Origin of the sequence: Chryseobacterium cucumeris, from assembly GCF_001593385.1 — a bacterium.
Classification (GTDB): Bacteria; Bacteroidota; Bacteroidia; order Flavobacteriales; family Weeksellaceae; genus Chryseobacterium; species Chryseobacterium cucumeris.
The window spans coordinates 958,601-976,118 of record NZ_LUVZ01000001.1 but is presented as its reverse complement, the minus strand read 5'-3'; the positions used below and the strand labels follow the sequence as shown (position 1 = coordinate 976,118).

The following is a 17,518-nucleotide window of genomic DNA, read 5'->3' as shown; positions in this document are numbered from 1 at the left end:
GGGCTCTGAAATTCTGAGATAAAATAACGGCCGATAATCTGAAAAGATTGTCGGCTTTTTTGTTTTCTAAAATCGAGTATAAAAGTAATTGAAATATTAAAAGATAATAAGACGCAAGACGTCAGATACAAGATAAGAATCATCTGAAATCTGAGATCTGAAATCCTATATCTAAAAATCTAAGCAGACATGAGCAACACTTACAAATCAGCAGGAGTAGACAAAGAAGAAGGATACAAAACGGTTGACAAGATCAAAAAAGCGGTCGGTGAAACCCACAATTCCAATGTACTGAACCACTTGGGAAGTTTTGGTGCTTTCTATGAAATCGGAGGATACAAAAATCCGGTTCTTGTATCAGGAACAGATGGAGTAGGAACAAAGCTGAAAGTAGCTTTAGATACCAAAAAATACGATTCTATCGGGGTAGATTGCTTCGCAATGTGTGCCAACGATATTCTTTGCCACGGTGCTAAACCTTTATTCTTTCTGGATTATCTGGCTTGTGGAAAGCTTGATTCAGAAATCGCTGCAGAAATCGTTTTAGGAATGGTTGCCGCTTGTAAGGATAACAACTGTGCATTGATTGGTGGTGAAACTGCTGAAATGCCTGGAATGTACCAGCCCGGAGATTATGATGTTGCAGGATTCTGTGTAGGAATCGTAGAAAAAGACCAGATCATTGACGGTTCTAAGATCAAAGCTGGAAACAAAATTATTGCATTGCCAAGCTCAGGATTCCACTCAAACGGATTCTCTTTAGTAAGAAAAGTATTCCCGGATTTTGAAGAAGAATTCGAAGGAAAACCATTATACGAAACACTTTTAGTTCCTACAAGACTATACTACAAAGATATTCATAAAGTACTGGAAGAAGTAAGAGTAGAAGGAATTGCCCATATCACAGGAGGTGGTCTTTACGAAAACGTTCCTAGAATTATTCCGGAAGGACTTTGTGCTTCTATCGACGAATCAAAAATCAGAATTCCTAGTGTGATGCTTGAGCTTGAAAAAAGAGGTGGAGTGGCACGTGAAGAAATGCACGGAACATTCAACATGGGTGTAGGAATGGTAATCGTTGTAGATGCTGAACATGCTGAAAAAGTATTACACCTTTTAGATGACGCTTACGAAATCGGAGAAATTACTGAAGGAGCAGAGAAAATCAATTTGAAATTTTAAATGACATCAGATTTCAGATCTTAGATATCAGATGTAAGTCTGTAATCTTTAATCTGACATCTAACATCTGAATAATGAAGAACATTGTTGTACTCGTATCCGGTTCAGGAACCAATCTGCAGAGAATCATTGATACTATTGACTCAGGAGAAATCCAGAATGCAAAAGTAACTCTGGTGGTAGCAGACAGAGAATGTTTCGGACTGGAAAGAGCAAAGAATCACAATATAGAAAACATACTCATTCCGAGAGGAAAGAACTTCAGCAGCGAATTGGCCAAAGTAATCCCTGAAAATACAGATCTGATTGTATTGGCAGGATTTTTATCCATCTTAAAATCTGAATTCTGTGAAAACTGGAATGGTAAAATAATCAATATTCACCCGGCTTTGCTTCCGAAATTCGGAGGAAAAGGAATGTGGGGAATGAACGTTCACAATGCAGTTATTGAAGCGAAAGAAATAGAGAGTGGGGCAACTGTACATTTTGTGACACCAGGGATTGACGAAGGAGAAGCTATTCTTCAGAAGTCTTTCGAAGTAACCGCTGAGGACACTCCTGAAACCCTGGCTCAGAAAGTTCACCAGATTGAATATGAAATATTTCCGATCGCGATCAATAAGGTCCTGGGAAATGAATAAATATAACAATGTATCAGTGTACCAATTTACCAATGTTGAAGGTATTGTTACATTGCTGGACTGATACATTGTTACATTAATAAAAAGAAATCTAAGTAAAATAAAAGTAAGTTCGGAGGTGAAAGACCCGGACACAGTTTGAAATAGCTGTAAAAAGTAAAAAATTGAAAGTAAAATGAGTAAAAAGAGAGTTTTAATCAGTGTTTCTGACAAAAGTGGATTAATAGAATTCGCACAGTTTTTGGAAGCTCAGAATTATGAGTTGATCTCTACAGGAGGAACGTTCAAACATTTGAAAGACGCTGGTTTAAATCCTATTCAGATTGATGAGGTTACCAATTTCCCTGAAATGTTGGATGGAAGAGTGAAAACTTTACACCCAAAAGTTCACGGTGGATTGTTGGCTGTTCGTAACAATGAAGAGCACATGAAAACCGTTCAGGAGCACGGAATTGGTCTGATTGACATGGTAATCGTAAATCTTTATCCTTTCTTTGAAAATGTAAACAAAGACATTTCTTTACATGAAAAAGTAGAGTTTATCGATATCGGTGGACCTTCAATGCTTCGTTCTGCAGCGAAAAACTTTGATTCTGTAACAGTAATCACTGATGTTGAAGACTATGCAGCAGTGAAAATTGAAATGGAGCAAAACGGTGATACGTATATCGAAACCCGTAAAAAACTTGCAGGAAAAGTATTCAACCTTACCTCTGCATATGATGCGGCTATTTCAAGAATGCTTTTAGATGAAGAATATCCTACTTATCTGAATGCTTCTTATAAAAAAGTAGCAGATCTAAGATATGGAGAAAATCCTCACCAGACAGCAGCTTACTACGTTTCTACTTTCGAAAACGGAGCGATGAAAGACTTTGAACAGCTTGGAGGTAAAGAACTTTCTTTCAACAATCTTCGTGATATGGACCTTTGCTGGAAAGTAGTCACTGAGTTCAAAGAAGAAATGGCTTGTTGTGCTGTAAAACACTCTACCCCTTGTGGCGTTGCGATCGGAACTTCAGCATTGGAAACCTATCAGAAAACATTTGAATGTGATCCGGTTTCCATCTTTGGCGGAATTGTTGCAATGAACTATAAAATTGATGCAGCAACAGCGGAAGAGCTCAACAAAACTTTCCTTGAAATTGTAATGGCTCCTGAATTTGATGAAGAAGCTCTTGAAATTTTAAGAAAAAAGAAAAACCTGAGAATCATCAAAATCGTAAACCCTGTTTCTGACAAACAGACCTGGGTGAAAGTAGACGGAGGTATCCTTGTTCAGGATAATGACCTTCACTTCTCAGATGATATCAAAGTGGTAACTGAAGTACAGCCTACAGAAGAGCAGAAAAAAGCATTGCTTTTCTCTCAGAGAGTAGTAAAATATGTGAAGTCTAATGCAATCGTAGTTTCCAACGGAATTCAGGCATTCGGTATCGGTGGCGGACAGGTAAACAGAATCTGGGCAACACAGCAGGCGATCGAAAGAGCAAAAGAAAAATTCTCAGGAGATTTAGTACTGGCTTCAGATGCATTTTTCCCTTTCCGTGATGTAGTAGATTTCTGCGCTCAGGAAGGCATCAAGGCGATTATTCAGCCAGGTGGAAGTGTAAAAGATCAGGATAGTATTGAGGCAGCAAACGAGCACAGTATTCCAATGATGTTTACAGGTGTCAGACACTTTTTCCACTAATTAAAATAGAATTAAAAAATAATTAGGGATTGTATTTTTAGCATTCAAAATTATATATTTGTAAATTAAGACTAGATAATAAATAAAGTATGAGAATATTAATCATAGGTGAAGGCGGTAGAGAATCTGCTTTAGCGGCAAAGCTTCAGAATGACTCAAGAATTTCTAAAATGTTTTTTGCCAACGGGAATGCTACTACCGATGTAATAGGGAAAAATGTTCATTTATCAGAAATCAAAGAACTTAGAGATTTCGCTATTAAAGAAAAAATTGATCTTACGATCGTAGGTCCGGAAGCTCCTCTTGTAGCGGGTATCAAGGACGAATTTAAAAAGCATGATCTTAAGGTTTTCGGGCCTACTCAAAAAGTAGCGAGCCTGGAAGGAAGTAAAGCTTTCTCTAAGAAATTTATGCAGACCTATGATATCAAAACAGCTAAAGCTGTAGTATTTGATTCATATAATGAAGCTAAAGAATATGTGCAGACACAGCAGTATCCTTTGGTAATCAAGGCAAGTGGTTTAGCTGGCGGAAAAGGCGTTGTTATTTGTGACAACCTTGAAGAAGCTGAAGCCACAATCCACGATTTCATGATCAGAAGAATCTATGGTGATGCTGGTATTCGTTTAGTTATTGAAGAATATTTACAAGGTTTTGAAGCTTCTATCATTGCTTTCTCTAACGGAGAAAAATTATTTCCATGTGTAGCAGCAAAAGACTATAAAAAAGCTGGAAACGGAGATACAGGACCTAATACAGGAGGTATGGGTTCAGTAGCACCAAGCCCGGAATTTACTCAGGAGCACTATGCAGATTTTGAGAAAAATATCTTAGAACCTACTGTCAAAGGTCTTAAAGCTGAAGGTTTCGGATTTAAAGGAATCATCTTCTTCGGATTGATGGTAACGAAAAACGGAGCTTACCTTCTTGAATACAACATGAGATTCGGAGATCCTGAAACTCAGGTATTGATGGCGTTGATGGAAAACAATCTTCTGGATGTGATTCAGGATTGTATGGAAGGAAAAGACATTGAGCTTAAGTTTAAAGACGAAAAAGCAGTTTGCCTTGTTATGTGTTCAGGAGGATATCCGAGAAATATCGAAATAGGTTTCGAAATTACAGGAGAAGACAAACTGAAACACAGTAAACTGTTATACGCAGGAGCTGTCACCAAAGGTGATAAAGTAGTTTCCAATGGCGGTAGAGTACTGAACATTGTGGCTACAGGAGCTACTTACGAAGATGCCCGCAAGAAAGTTTACGAAGACGCAGGTCACGTACATTTCGATTACGGCTTCTATAGAGAAGACATCGGAAAGTTTTAATAAAAATCACGAAAAAAGATTTGGAGCTAATCCAAGTCTTTTTTTGTAAAACAGTTAAGTAAGCAATAAGCTTTAGGCTACAGGCAGCATGCTTATTGCGTTATAGAAAGCTTATTGCCTGAAGCCTATAGCTTAAAGCTTTTAATTTAATCATCATTTATCAATTATCAAAAATGAACAACGGTATTATTATTTTAGATTTCGGATCCCAGTACAACCAGCTTATCGGAAGAAGAATCCGTGAGATGGGTGTGTACTCTGAAATCTTGCCTTACAATACACCATTACAAGATATTTTAGCAAAACAGCCAAAAGGAATCATCCTATCCGGTGGACCAAGTTCTGTAAATGCAGAAAATGCTCACCTGGTTGAGAAAGAATTATACGAGCAGGGAGTTCCTGTATTGGGAATCTGTTACGGAATGCAGATGACGGCTCACCTTTTAGGAGGAAAAGTAAACAAAGGAGAGAAAGGAGAATACGGTAAAGCCAACTTAGAGATCGTTAAAGAAAGCTCTTTATTAAAAGGAGTTACTCAGAACTCTGTTGTTTGGATGAGCCACTTTGACGAAGTAGGAGAATTGCCTGCAGGTTTTGAATTAAATGCGAAATCAGGCGTAATTGCTTCTATCTCCAATGAAGACAAAAAAATCTTCTGCGTTCAGTTCCACCCGGAAGTTTCTCATACAGAAGAAGGAGGGAAAATGCTTGAAAATTTCGTTTTCAGCATCTGTAACTCAGAGAAAAACTGGAAACTGACTAACTATATTGAAAAAACAGTTGAGGAAATCCGTGAGAAAGTAGGAGACAACAAAGTAATCCTTGGACTTTCAGGAGGTGTAGACTCTTCTGTAGCCGCTGTTTTGATCCACAAAGCCATCGGTGATCAGTTGACTTGTATCTTCGTAGATACGGGATTATTGAGAAAGGATGAAGGGAAAAAAGTAATGGATCAGTATGGAGAGCATTTCCATATGAACATTAAAATGGTGGATGCTAAAGAAAGATTCCTTTCAAAACTAGCCGGAGTAGACGATCCTGAAGCAAAGAGAAAAATCATCGGAAACGAATTCATCCACGTATTTGACGAAGAATCTCACAAAATTGAAGGTGCTAAGTTCTTAGCTCAGGGAACCATTTATCCTGACGTTATCGAAAGCCAGTCTGTTAATGGACCATCTGCAGTAATCAAGTCACACCACAACGTTGGAGGACTTCCTGAAGATATGGAATTCGAATTATTAGAGCCATTAAGAGAGCTTTTCAAGGACGAAGTAAGAAGAGTAGGAGAAGAATTGGGTATTCCTCATCACCTGGTATACAGACACCCTTTCCCAGGTCCTGGATTAGGAATCAGAGTATTGGGAGCGGTAGATGCTGAGAAAGTAAGAATCCTTCAGGAAGCGGATGATATCTTCATCGAAGAATTATACAAAAATGACCTTTACGAAAAAGTATCTCAGGCATTTGTAGTCCTTCTTCCTGTAAAATCTGTAGGAGTAATGGGTGACGAAAGAACTTACGAATATACAGCTGTAGTTCGTTCTGCCAATACCATCGACTTTATGACGGCAACGTGGAGCAGACTTCCTTACGAGTTCCTGGATACCGTTTCCAGCAGAATCATCAACGAAGTAAGAGGAATCAACAGAGTAGCTTACGATATTTCAAGCAAACCACCTGCAACGATTGAGTGGGAATAATTTTTGACTTGAATTTAAATATAAATCCTGCCCATTTTGGGTAGGATTTTTTTGTTAAAACTGTTTCAATGAAGAAATGATCAGTAAAATATTTAAAGCAATTAACAAGCAATATATCAGCTTGAAGAGTATATGTTTATGGAAAATGACATAACTTGTTAACATAGTACCTATTAAATAGAAGTAAATAAAACTTTTTGCTTCCTGGGGTTTTATTTCAGATGCTAAAAACAAGTTTAAATTATGCGAAACATTGACTGATGTATCAGCATAAAAGATTCTTAAAATAAACATAATGGTGACGCTTATGAGTAAAATTACTGCGTATGGTTTCATCAACTAATAAAAATTTAATTTAATCGGACAAGAATGATTTTTAATTTACATTGTAAAAATAAAAATCTTCCGCAGAAAAAGCATTCAGGTTTTCTATAAAATCAAAATAAGCATTATAAATATCAGGATCTACAGTCAAATACGGATTAGATAGCGTATCGACAATAATATATTCTATATCACGAAATGTATGCAGAATATTTTTTACCTGTAAAGCATATAGCTTTTCTATAAAAATCAGAGGATAATTCAGACAGATATATCCCACAGTTTTATTTCCCAAATTTAGAATAGCAATTTTTTCTGATTCCTTTTCTATATCAGTGCGATAAGGAAATGAAAGCGCCTCGATTACAGAACTGAAATCAGAGTGTTTCCAATAATTATTTGAGTGAACTGCTGCTTGTAAAATTTCGGTGATATCCACTGTTAAATTTTGTATAAATAGTTGGGGAAGTAGTTATCTATAAGGATTTAAGTAAAATATTTTCACTAAATTTAAGTAAAATTACATCAAATGCAAATAGAAACAAGAAACCTGACCCTTCAGGATTATGATGAACTGGCGGAAACGATGAAAAGGGCCTACCCACAGATGTCGGAGTCTATATGGTCCAAAAAAAGTATTGATAAACTGACAAAAATATTCCCTAACGGACAAATTTGTATCACGGTTGACGGAAAACTCGCTGCTGTAGCGCTTTCCATTATCGTCAATTATGAAGAATTCGGGGACGACCATACCTATAGTGATATTACAGGAAATTATACATTCAATACCCATACTTCAACGGGGAATGTTCTCTACGGAATTGAAGTTTTTGTAGATCCTGAGTTTCGGGAACTACGTTTGGGAAGAAGATTGTACGATGCACGAAAAGAACTTTGTGAGTTATTAAACCTGAAATCGATTATTCTTGGAGGCAGAATCCCGAATTATCACAAATACAGCCACGAACTTTCTGCAAGAAATTATATCCGAAAAGTAAGAGATAAGGAGATCTATGATCCGGTATTGTCTTTCCAGCTTTCCAATAATTTTCTTCCGATAAAAATCCTGAAAAAATATCTTCCGGAAGATGAAGCTTCAAGAGAAAATGCAGTTCTTTTGCAATGGAACAATATTTATTACAGCAGAAAACCGAATACCATGCAGGATAGCATTATCCGTCTCGGATTGGTGCAATGGCAGATGAGGCATTTTAAAGATATTGAAGCTTTTTACGAGCAGGTAGAATTCTTTGTAAACGTAATGGGAGATTACAAATCTGATTTCGTCCTTTTCCCTGAGCTGTTCAACACGCCTTTACTGGCTCCCTTCAATAATCTTTCCGAAAGGGACAGTATGATAGAGCTGGCGAAGCTGACAGAGGAAATCAAAGAAAAAATTTCAGAGCTGGCCATCAGTTACAACGTCAATATTATTTCGGGAAGTATGCCTGTTTTTGAAAATAATGAATTGTACAACGTAAGCTATCTTCTTCACCGTGACGGCCGTATGGATGAATACAGAAAAATTCATATTACTCCAAACGAAAAGAGATATTATGGAATGAAGGGTGGAAATGAAATCAAAGTTTTTGATACCGACTGCGGAAAAATAGGTCTTGTCATCTGCTATGACGTGGAATTTCCGGAGTTACCAAGAATTCTGGCCGATCAGGGGATGAAGATTCTGTTTGTTCCTTATCTTACAGACACTCAGAATGCCTACATGAGAGTACGCCACTGTGCCGCAGCAAGAGCCATTGAAAACGAATGCTACGTTGCCATTGCCGGTTGTGTAGGAAACCTTCCGAAGGTAAACAATATGGATATTCAGTTCGGACAGGCAGCGGTGTTTACCCCTTCCGATTTTGCCTTTCCATCCAATGCCGTGAAAGGAGAAGCTACTCCCAACACAGAAATGACCCTGATTGTAGATGTAGATTTGAATCTGTTGAAAGATCTCCATCATAACGGTTCTGTTCAGGTAATGAAAGACCGAAGAAAAGACCTTTACGAAACCTACCTTAAATAAAAATATCTGCGGCAGCTCCAACGGAGCTGCCGCAGATATTTTACTATCCAAACGGACCGAACTATCCTTTTTTAGCAGATTCTCTGATTAAATCCTGATTGTTTTTATAAACCTCATATTGTTCCGGGCTTAATATCTTTTTAAAATCTTTATCAAGGACTTTAAAATCACTTATAATAACCTTTTTTGCCTTATTGCTGTCAGCATCTTCAGGACCCGCATTTTTCTTGTTGAGACGCTTTCCAAAATCTTTCTGAACTTTCTGTACTCCTTTGAAGTTGATCTCGTATACCTGCTCAACCTGTCTTTCAGTCAGATCCAGAATAGGAACCATAATCAATGTTCTGAAAAGAGCAATCTTTTCTGCTCTGTCTTGCTTTACTACAGCCATCTGCTCAGGAGTAAGAATCTGCTCCATCGCCTGATGACGCTGGGCAATTATGCTTACAAATTCGTCAGCAATCATTTTATTATTCTGGGAACTGCTATTGTCACCGGCTTTGTTATCAAGAGCAATAAGAGCATCTGCTGTCATTTTATTGATCTCTGTAACCTTATTTGCCTGTGATTCTGTAAGCCCTAAATAACTCATTTCTTTTGTGGCCACTTCTGCAATAGATCTCGCTGATGCTACCTGTGCTTTTACTTGTGTTGTAAACATAACTGCTGATAAAATAAGACCAGCTGAAATAATTTTTTTTAACATAGTGTTGTAATTATAGAGTTGTATTTTTTTCTTTTCAGATGGAAATAATATGCCAGAAATTGAAGTACATAGGGATTTTTCAGGGTAAAAAAAATACCCGAAGAATATTTCTTCGGGTACCGTATAATTCTGTATAAACTCTGGTCTTACATATACTGAGGGCATACTACAGCAGGGCAGATCAGTCCAGTACATTTTGGTCTTCCGTCTGTAGGGCAGCATTGGTTTGAGCAGTTTCCGATAATGATTCCGCTTCCTGCAATTCCTTTTAACTGTTCTCTTGAAAGTTTGTTGTTTCGTAAATTTTTCATGTTCTAATACTTTTGATTTGTTTTAATTTGTACGTTGTAAATATATTAATTTTTATAATATACCACCCGTTTTTATTAATATTGATGTATATTATCCTTTAAAATATTGATTATGTGTGAATTTTTTAATTTTTAAGCTCTGTGCATTTTGCCTGGGAAATGACATCATCAATCCCTGTATTTCCAAATTGCCTGCTTTTAAGAAAGCTTTTACATGCATTTTCCTGTTGCCCCATAGCTAGCAGCACTTCCCCACGAATATAAAGAACCGTTGGGTCGTCAGAATTATATTGCAGGGATCTTTCTAAATCTTTAAGCGCAGCATCATATTGTTTTAGCAAGGCAAAAGCCGCCCCTCTGTTTCCAAATCCTTTCTGGCTCTCTTTTAAGGACAATGATGTATTGAAATCTTCAATAGCTTCAGAATAATTATCCATTCGCATTTTTATATATCCGCGGTTCAGATAATTGCTGAAATTTTTAGGTTGTTTTTCTACTGAAATATTGGCGTCAGCCAAAGCTTCATTATACATTCCCAGTTCTGCTTTAACGCCCCCTCTTTCACTATATAAATCATAGTCTAAAGGATCTCTCTCTATCGCAATATTATAATACTCCAGTGCTTTTCCAAAATCGGCCAGAGAGGAATAATAAGTAGCGTAAAAAGAATAGATCCTGCGATTTTTGGGGTCCAGTTTAAGAACTTTATCAAAATCTTCTTTCGAATTTTTAATATCCTCCAAATATAAATAAGACATTCCTCTGTAAAGATAAGAGTCAAAAGTTTTTTCTTTTTTCTCGATGGCCTTAGTAAAAAGTGAGATTGCTTCTTTGTAATGTTCATTAATATATTCCGCATATCCAAGGTTGTAATTAGACTGCCCTGAAAGGATGGAGGAAATAATGAGGAAAAAGAACAAGAGTATAGTTTTTTTCATAGGTGAAGTTATTATTGTTTTTGTTCTCGAATTTAATAAAAAATAGGAACAATTTTTGGAGTAAATTGCACCTACTATTGATACACTATGTTTGACAAGCCTCAAAGAAAACTGAAAAGATCCGCAAGACTGATTTCCGTATTAAGTAAATATGGATTCAAAGATATTCTGGCTAGAATGAATGGAAATAAGCAGGAAGAAGCTTCTGGTCATTCAGATGAAATCATTTCAAAAGGAACCGTTTATGAAAGAATAAGACTCGCTCTAGAAGAGCTGGGACCTACCTTTGTAAAATTGGGTCAGACATTTAGTAACAGGGAAGACTTATTGCCGCCGGAATTGATCCAGGAGTTACAAAAACTTCAGGACAAAGTGGATACGGTAGATATGGATGTGGAAGAAGCGCTGGAAAGTGAATTCAATATTTCCGTCAAAGATTATTTCCGTGAAATTCAGAAAAAGCCTTTGGCTACGGCTTCCATTGCACAGGTGTACAAAGCTGTTCTGTTGGATGGCAGTCCGGTAATTTTAAAGTTGAGAAAACCTGATGTTCAGTCTGTCATTGAAGATGATTTACTGTTGATTAAAGATATTGAAAAGCTGATATCCACTTATTCGGAGATAGGAGAAAAACTCAATCTGAAACAGGCTATTTCTACCTTTGAAAGATCTTTACTCGAAGAAGTCTCTCTGATCAATGAAAAAAATAATATCCAGCAGTTCCGTCTGAATTTTAAGAACAATAAAGAAACATACGTTCCTAAAGTGTACGAAGAATTTTCCAACAACAATATTCTTTGTATGGAATTTATTGATGGAATCAAAGTAACCGATAAATCTGTTCTTTTGGCCAATGATATCGATCCTGTAAAGGTTTCAGAAACAGGATTGAGACTCTTTGTATCACAGATTTTAGACTATGGGTTTTTCCATGCCGATCCTCATGCCGGAAATATTTTAGTAAGAAAAGACGGCAGAATTGTTTTCATCGATTTCGGAGCAGTAGGGAAAATTCAGCCTAATGATAAAGAAATTCTTGAAAATCTTATTGTCAGTTTTGTCGCTAAAAATTCGCATAAAATAGTCCGTTCACTCAAAAAAATGGCCATAAGCTATGAAATTCCGGACGAAAGAAGGTTTGAAAATGATGTGGATGATATTCTGAATTTTGTTCACAGCTCGTCATTACAGGATATCAATGTACAGGTGATTATCAACAAGATGAAGGATATATTGAAAGACAACAGGCTTTATATGCCGGATTATTTCTATCTTCTGTTCAAAGGAATCAGCCTGATAGAAGGAGTGGGAAGGAGTATTAATCCTGATCTTGATATTGTTAAAAGTCTTCACCCTTACACCAAAAAGATTTTTACCAAGAAAATCAGTCCTAAAAATCTTTTGAAAACAGGGATGGACCGGATGATGAATTTCACGGATAATGTGGATGAAATTCCGAAAGAGCTCCGTTCCGTTCTTCAAAAGCTGGATGAAAATAAATTTACGGTTTCCAGTGAAATCAAAAATATAGATAAGACCAACCAACTGATCAAATCCAGTGTCATCAATCTGATTCTGGCTATGGTTTTAGGAGCAAATATCATTGCCACAGCCATTGTCTTTTCTTCCGAGTCCGGACCAAGAATCGGAGAACTTTCATTAGTAGCAGTTTTAGGCTTTATCTTTTCAATCCTTTTAGTTATAATCCTCCTGCTAAGAGTAACCAGAAAATAATACACGTATTATGTGATTTGACTTGCATAGTTGACGTTATAATGCAGGATGAAAAATTGTAAAATCTTTAACTTTTAACTTATAAATCGTAACCCGAACGCCGAAACTCGTAACTAAACCAACAATGAAAACACTTATTATAACAACAATCACCTTATTCAGCTCATATTGTATGGCTCAACAGGGACGTGAAGAGAAACTTCAGGGAGATTTTGACGGAAACGGAACAAAAGAATACGCCTATACAAAAGTCAGCGACTGTGGTGACGAATGTGAAGGAAAGTGCGAAACAACCATTTATTTCAGTGATAAAAACATAAAACCTATAACCATTACACCTGCAAACCAGGGAAGTCTGTATAATTTGGGAGATCTTAATGGTGATGGGAAGGAAGAGATCGGATTTTATCCCAATTGGTGTACCAGCTGCTGGCATCCTTTTTATGTGTATACTTTAAGTAAAACGGGCTGGAAACCATTATTGCCTTCTATTTCAACGCATTGTAATCAGTGGGAAGAGGATCAATTCCCCATCAAAAAAGATCCTAAAAAGAAAGGATATGTTATTGTTACCTCCAGTAAATGGGAAGATGATGATATTAAAATCAAAGTCAATAGTGTAAAGGTAAATGAGTAATTAATTTGTTGCTGGTTGTTATTTGTTGCTAGAAACATCAGTGTATTTGGTAGTAATTCCCTATAATCAGATAGCTACTCTCTGCAACCTGCTGTCTAATATCTGCCAACTCAAATTTTCAACTTGTAATTAAATACCTATCTTTGCAAAATGGAAAAACTCACTTTTGCGGATTTTGACCTTCCGGTTAAAATTCTTGATGTTTTAGCGGATCTGGAATTATTTGAACCTACTCCCATTCAGGAAAAGAGCTTAAAGCCTATTCTTTCGGGAAGGGATGTAATGGGAATTGCACAGACCGGAACCGGAAAAACATTGGCTTATCTTTTACCCGTTCTGAAAACATGGAAATACAGTAAGACAGGAAATCCAACTGTTTTGGTGCTTGTTCCTACAAGAGAATTGGTAGTACAGGTGACTGAAATCCTTGAAAAACTGACGGAAAATATTACTGCAAGAGTAATCGGAGTATACGGTGGAAAAAATATCAATACTCAAAAACTATTGTTCAATGATGGTTGTGATATTCTGGTAGGAACACCGGGAAGAGTGATGGACCTTTCCATAGACAATGCAATCTCTCTGAAGGAAGTTCAGAAGCTGATCATTGACGAATTTGATGAGATGCTTAACCTTGGTTTCAGACCACAGCTTACCCACATTTTTGAAATGATGAAGGAGAAAAGACAGAATATTCTTTTCTCAGCTACTATGACAGAAGCAGTAGATGATATGTTGGATGAATATTTTGCAAGTCCGGTAGAAATTTCATTGGCAAAATCAGGAACTCCACTTGAAAAAATTGAACAGACAGGGTACAAAGTTGAAAACTTTAATACTAAAATCAATTTACTTGAACATTTGCTGAAGAATGATACAGATATGTCCAAAGTATTGATTTTTAACAATAATAAAAGGCATGCTGATCTGCTCTTTACTAAAATCGATGAACTTTTCCCTGAACAGTTTGATGTGATTCACTCCAATAAATCGCAGAATTACAGACTAAAAGCGATGAAAAGGTTTGAGAATGAAGAGATCAGAGGCTTGATTACTACCGATGTCATGGCAAGAGGTCTTGATATTTCAAACATTACGCATGTCATCAATTTTGAGACCCCTGAAGTTCCCGAGCAGTATATCCACAGAATCGGTAGAACGGGTAGAGCAGATAAAGAAGGAAAAGCTTTGGTTTTTGTAACGAAAAAAGAAGAACCTTTACTGCTTGATATCGAGCTGTTGATGGATAAGGAATTGAAATTTAATGAATTCCCTGAAGGTGTTAAGATCAATCCTAAGAAGATTGCTGCCGAAGAAGATCAGGTAGTGATGAAAAATCCTGTACAGGTAAAACTGAACGAAGGAGGCGGAGCATTTCACGAGAAAAAGGCTAAAAATACCAAAGAAAACTGGGGTGGACCTTCTAAAAGAAAAGCTCCTAAGAAGTTTGGAGCCAACAGAGCGCAGCAGAAAGCAATATCAAAGTCGAAAAGAAAGAAATAAAATAAAAAAACGATTCCAATTCAGGAATCGTTTTTTTATTTTTAATCGAATTTGATATTATTTTTTTGTTATGGGTTGAGTTTACTTCAAATAAGGAGTGATTATCCTGGCCCAGATTTTATATCCTTCCGGCTTAAAATGAAGCATATCTTCAACAAAAATATTCTTTCTTACATTTCCATTAGCATCTTCCATAGCCTTAGTTACATCAATAAATTCTGCATTAGGTTCTTTTTTCATAAAAGCAGCAATCTTTTTGTTGGCAATTTTCATCTGTGGCCAGATCACTTCGCGGCTTGGTGAGTATTTGATAGAGATATAATCTACTTCAATATCAGGAAATCTTTCACGTATCTTTTTGTAGAAAGCTTTATATCGGTCTACAACCACTTTTGCTTTTAGCTGGTGATTGTCGGCAAAATCATTTTCACCACAGTAAATAATGATCTGTTTGGGTTGGTAAGGTGCTAAGAGATCATTTGCAAAATCATTAAGGTCTGTAAGTCTGGATCCCCCGAAACCTCTGTTGATGATTGTTTTGCCGGGAAAATAATCCGCTACATCCGTCCATTTGGTGAATGAGGAACTTCCGATAAATAAAATAGCATCCTTTTGAGGCGGATTTTGCTGATCCAGCTTTTTAAACTCCTGGATGTCCTGCCAGAACATCGGTTTTTTTTCCTGAGAAAAGGCAATAGCAAAGTACAGCAATAGAAATGCTGATAGAATCTTCTTCATTATATTCAGTTTTAAATTAGATATAAAAGTAATAAAAAACTCCCGATTAGCGGGAGTTTATATTTTATCTTTTGTAGGTAACGTAAGGGATATCCGGAATTTTATCTCCATCCATATCAAAGATCCCTGACTGCTGGGCAAGTTTAAGATCTTTGGCTGTTAACATATCAATTCTGTAATTGACAGATCCTTCGTCACCAAGTTTAATTCCAATAATTTTTGAATCGGCATCGTAGGTATATCTTCCTTCAGTTTTGGGAGCTGGAGTACAGTTGGCCCCTTCTCCCGTATACGCCGTGTAGCTCACATAATAATCTGTTCTTAAGAAAAGAGTATTTTTGGTTGCACATCCGGTTAACGTTTCAGTATAAAGCACTGTTTTATTATCTTTTCCGGAAATTACTTCCCTTTTAACTTCCTTCCAATCTCCTTTCATGATATCCATATCATAAGCTTCAAGATTATCATCTTTACAAGAAGTAAGCGCCAGGGCAGAAAAGGCAAATAAAAGTAGCTGTTTTTTCATTTTCACAAATTTAAGAATATGCTAAAATATAAATAAATTTGAAATATCTATAATGAAATAATGATTTTTTAAACGAATGTTTGTAAATTAAATAATTTTATGAATATTGTGATGAGAGATACAAGTTTCAGGGTTTATATATTCAACTTTAAAATTAATATAAACACTGTCATCCGAATCTCGAAATAACATAGCTCGAACCTCGTGCCCTGTATCCCCAATCCCTTAATAACTCATTTCTACAATCTTATAAGCATCCTGCGGAGTCAGTTTTTTGTATTCTCCAAGTCCCAGCCAGTTTCTTTCTGTAAAGGCTTTTTCAACCTTTTCAGCTGTTCCTTTAAAGTCTTCCGTATATTCGGAAAGCTTGGTTTTGATGTGAAGACTGTGGAAAAATTCTTCCAGTTTTTTAATACCCAGTTCAGCTTTTTCCTCTACGCTTCCGTCTTTGATTCCCCAAACTCTTTCAGCGTACTGGGCCAGTTTTCCTTTTTTATCTTCAAAGTTGTAACGGTAATGAGAAGGAGCAATAATTGCCAGTGTTCTTGCATGATCAATACCGAAGTAAGCCGTCAGCTCGTGCCCCATTGCATGTACTGCCCAGTCTGTAATCACTCCCTTCTGGATCAGACCGTTTAAAGCCATTGTACAGCACCACATAAAGTTTCCGGCAGCATCGTAGTTGAAATCATCAGCCAATACTTTAGGAGCAGTTTCCTGCAGGCTGATCAGAATGCTTTCTGCAATTCTTTCCTGAAGGTCTGCAGAAGAAGGAGCAGTCATATATTGTTCCAAAACGTGAGTGTAGGCATCAGTGATTCCGTTCACGATCTGGTTTTTAGGGATAGTTCTGATCACTTCCGGATCCAGGACAGAAAACTGTGGGAAAAGTCCTGGTCCTCCCGAAGATAATTTTTCATGGGTTTCTCTTCTTGAGATCACATATCCGGAATTCATTTCTGAACCTGTTGCAGGCAGTGTCAGAATGCTTCCAAAAGGCATTCCTTCTCCTTCAAATGTTCTTACCGACTTTCTCAGGATATCCCATGGCTCACCGTCATAATTGGCTGCTGCAGAAAGGAATTTTGTGCCGTCAATCACAGATCCGCCACCTACAGCGAGAAGGTAAGTAATATTTTTCTCTTTGATAAAATTTAAAGCACTGATCAGAACTTCATATTCAGGGTTGGCAGGAACTCCGCCAAACTCATATAATTCATGTCCTTTTAAAGCCTCTTTTACCTGATCGTAAACACCATTATTTTTGATGCTTCCGCCACCGTAAATCATTAATATTCTTGCATCTTGAGGAATTTCTTTGGAAATTTTAGCGATTTCACCTTTCCCGAAAAGTATTTTTGTTGGATTTTTAAACTCGAAATTAAGCATTGTTCTAAATTTATTTTAAGTCAAATTTACGGAATGAAAAAGGAAAAGTGAGTTAATGAAATTTTAAAATTGCTATTATTCATTTTTATGAAAGCTATTGCTTTGAACTTCTTTGATTAATGTTTTTTTATTG

The 17,518-nt window shown here is 36.8% G+C and carries 16 protein-coding genes; 9 read left to right on the top strand and 7 right to left on the bottom strand.

Annotated elements, in window-relative coordinates; genetic code table 11:
- Positions 1–189: 189 nt before the first annotated feature.
- From purM to guaA, 5 genes are all read left to right on the top strand, one after another.
- Positions 190–1,182 (top strand): phosphoribosylformylglycinamidine cyclo-ligase, encoded by a 993-nt coding sequence (gene purM / locus A1704_RS04365; protein ID WP_062670814.1) that lies wholly within the window; start codon positions 190–192, stop codon positions 1,180–1,182.
- Between the two features lie 74 nt (positions 1,183–1,256).
- Positions 1,257–1,823 (top strand): phosphoribosylglycinamide formyltransferase, encoded by a 567-nt coding sequence (gene purN / locus A1704_RS04360; RefSeq protein ID WP_062670812.1) that lies wholly within the window; start codon positions 1,257–1,259, stop codon positions 1,821–1,823.
- Positions 1,824–1,998: 175 nt separating this feature from the next.
- Positions 1,999–3,516, top strand: coding sequence for a bifunctional phosphoribosylaminoimidazolecarboxamide formyltransferase/IMP cyclohydrolase (gene purH, locus A1704_RS04355; protein ID WP_062670810.1), 1,518 nt, complete (start codon positions 1,999–2,001; stop codon positions 3,514–3,516).
- Positions 3,517–3,605: 89 nt separating this feature from the next.
- Positions 3,606–4,844, top strand: coding sequence for a phosphoribosylamine--glycine ligase (gene purD, locus A1704_RS04350; protein ID WP_062670807.1), 1,239 nt, complete (start codon positions 3,606–3,608; stop codon positions 4,842–4,844).
- 173 nt (positions 4,845–5,017) lie between these two features.
- Complete coding sequence (guaA, locus tag A1704_RS04345) at positions 5,018–6,547, top strand: glutamine-hydrolyzing GMP synthase (protein ID WP_062670805.1); 1,530 nt, start codon at positions 5,018–5,020, stop codon at positions 6,545–6,547.
- A gap of 376 nt (positions 6,548–6,923) precedes the next feature.
- On the opposite strand, the gene A1704_RS04340 is transcribed toward guaA, so the two are convergent.
- On the bottom strand, positions 6,924–7,310 hold the full coding sequence (locus tag A1704_RS04340) for a hypothetical protein (RefSeq protein WP_062670803.1): 387 nt from the start codon (positions 7,308–7,310) through the stop codon (positions 6,924–6,926).
- 90 nt (positions 7,311–7,400) lie between these two features.
- On the opposite strand from A1704_RS04340, the gene A1704_RS04335 reads away from it, so the two are divergent.
- On the top strand, positions 7,401–8,903 hold the full coding sequence (locus tag A1704_RS04335; protein ID WP_062670801.1) for a carbon-nitrogen hydrolase family protein: 1,503 nt from the start codon (positions 7,401–7,403) through the stop codon (positions 8,901–8,903).
- Between the two features lie 61 nt (positions 8,904–8,964).
- Here A1704_RS04335 and A1704_RS04330 read toward each other — a convergent pair whose 3' ends face one another.
- The 3 genes from A1704_RS04330 to A1704_RS04325 form a co-directional block, all read right to left on the bottom strand.
- Positions 8,965–9,609: a hypothetical protein gene (locus tag A1704_RS04330; RefSeq protein WP_062670799.1), complete on the bottom strand. Its 645-nt coding sequence runs from the start codon at positions 9,607–9,609 to the stop codon at positions 8,965–8,967.
- Between the two features lie 146 nt (positions 9,610–9,755).
- Positions 9,756–9,920, bottom strand: coding sequence for a hypothetical protein (locus A1704_RS24695; protein ID WP_167348771.1), 165 nt, complete (start codon positions 9,918–9,920; stop codon positions 9,756–9,758).
- A 125-nt stretch (positions 9,921–10,045) separates the two neighbouring features.
- Complete coding sequence (locus tag A1704_RS04325) at positions 10,046–10,858, bottom strand: tetratricopeptide repeat protein (protein ID WP_062670797.1); 813 nt, start codon at positions 10,856–10,858, stop codon at positions 10,046–10,048.
- 87 nt (positions 10,859–10,945) lie between these two features.
- Here A1704_RS04325 and A1704_RS04320 point away from each other — a divergent pair, with 87 nt between their 5' ends.
- From A1704_RS04320 to A1704_RS04310, 3 genes are all read left to right on the top strand, one after another.
- Complete coding sequence (locus A1704_RS04320) at positions 10,946–12,592, top strand: ABC1 kinase family protein (protein ID WP_062670795.1); 1,647 nt, start codon at positions 10,946–10,948, stop codon at positions 12,590–12,592.
- Positions 12,593–12,716: 124 nt separating this feature from the next.
- A complete protein-coding gene (locus A1704_RS04315) occupies positions 12,717–13,229 on the top strand; it encodes a hypothetical protein (protein WP_238590574.1) in 513 nt (170 codons plus the stop codon).
- 150 nt (positions 13,230–13,379) lie between these two features.
- Positions 13,380–14,732: a DEAD/DEAH box helicase gene (locus tag A1704_RS04310; RefSeq protein WP_062670791.1), complete on the top strand. Its 1,353-nt coding sequence runs from the start codon at positions 13,380–13,382 to the stop codon at positions 14,730–14,732.
- Positions 14,733–14,813: 81 nt separating this feature from the next.
- On the opposite strand, the gene A1704_RS04305 is transcribed toward A1704_RS04310, so the two are convergent.
- From A1704_RS04305 to A1704_RS04295, 3 genes are all read right to left on the bottom strand, one after another.
- A complete protein-coding gene (locus A1704_RS04305) occupies positions 14,814–15,470 on the bottom strand; it encodes a GDSL-type esterase/lipase family protein (protein ID WP_062670789.1) in 657 nt (218 codons plus the stop codon).
- A 64-nt stretch (positions 15,471–15,534) separates the two neighbouring features.
- Entirely contained in the window at positions 15,535–15,996 is a 462-nt protein-coding gene (locus A1704_RS04300) for a lipocalin-like domain-containing protein (RefSeq protein WP_062670787.1), read from the bottom strand.
- A 225-nt stretch (positions 15,997–16,221) separates the two neighbouring features.
- On the bottom strand, positions 16,222–17,385 hold the full coding sequence (locus A1704_RS04295) for an iron-containing alcohol dehydrogenase (RefSeq protein ID WP_062670785.1): 1,164 nt from the start codon (positions 17,383–17,385) through the stop codon (positions 16,222–16,224).
- Between the last annotated feature and the right edge of the window lie 133 nt (positions 17,386–17,518).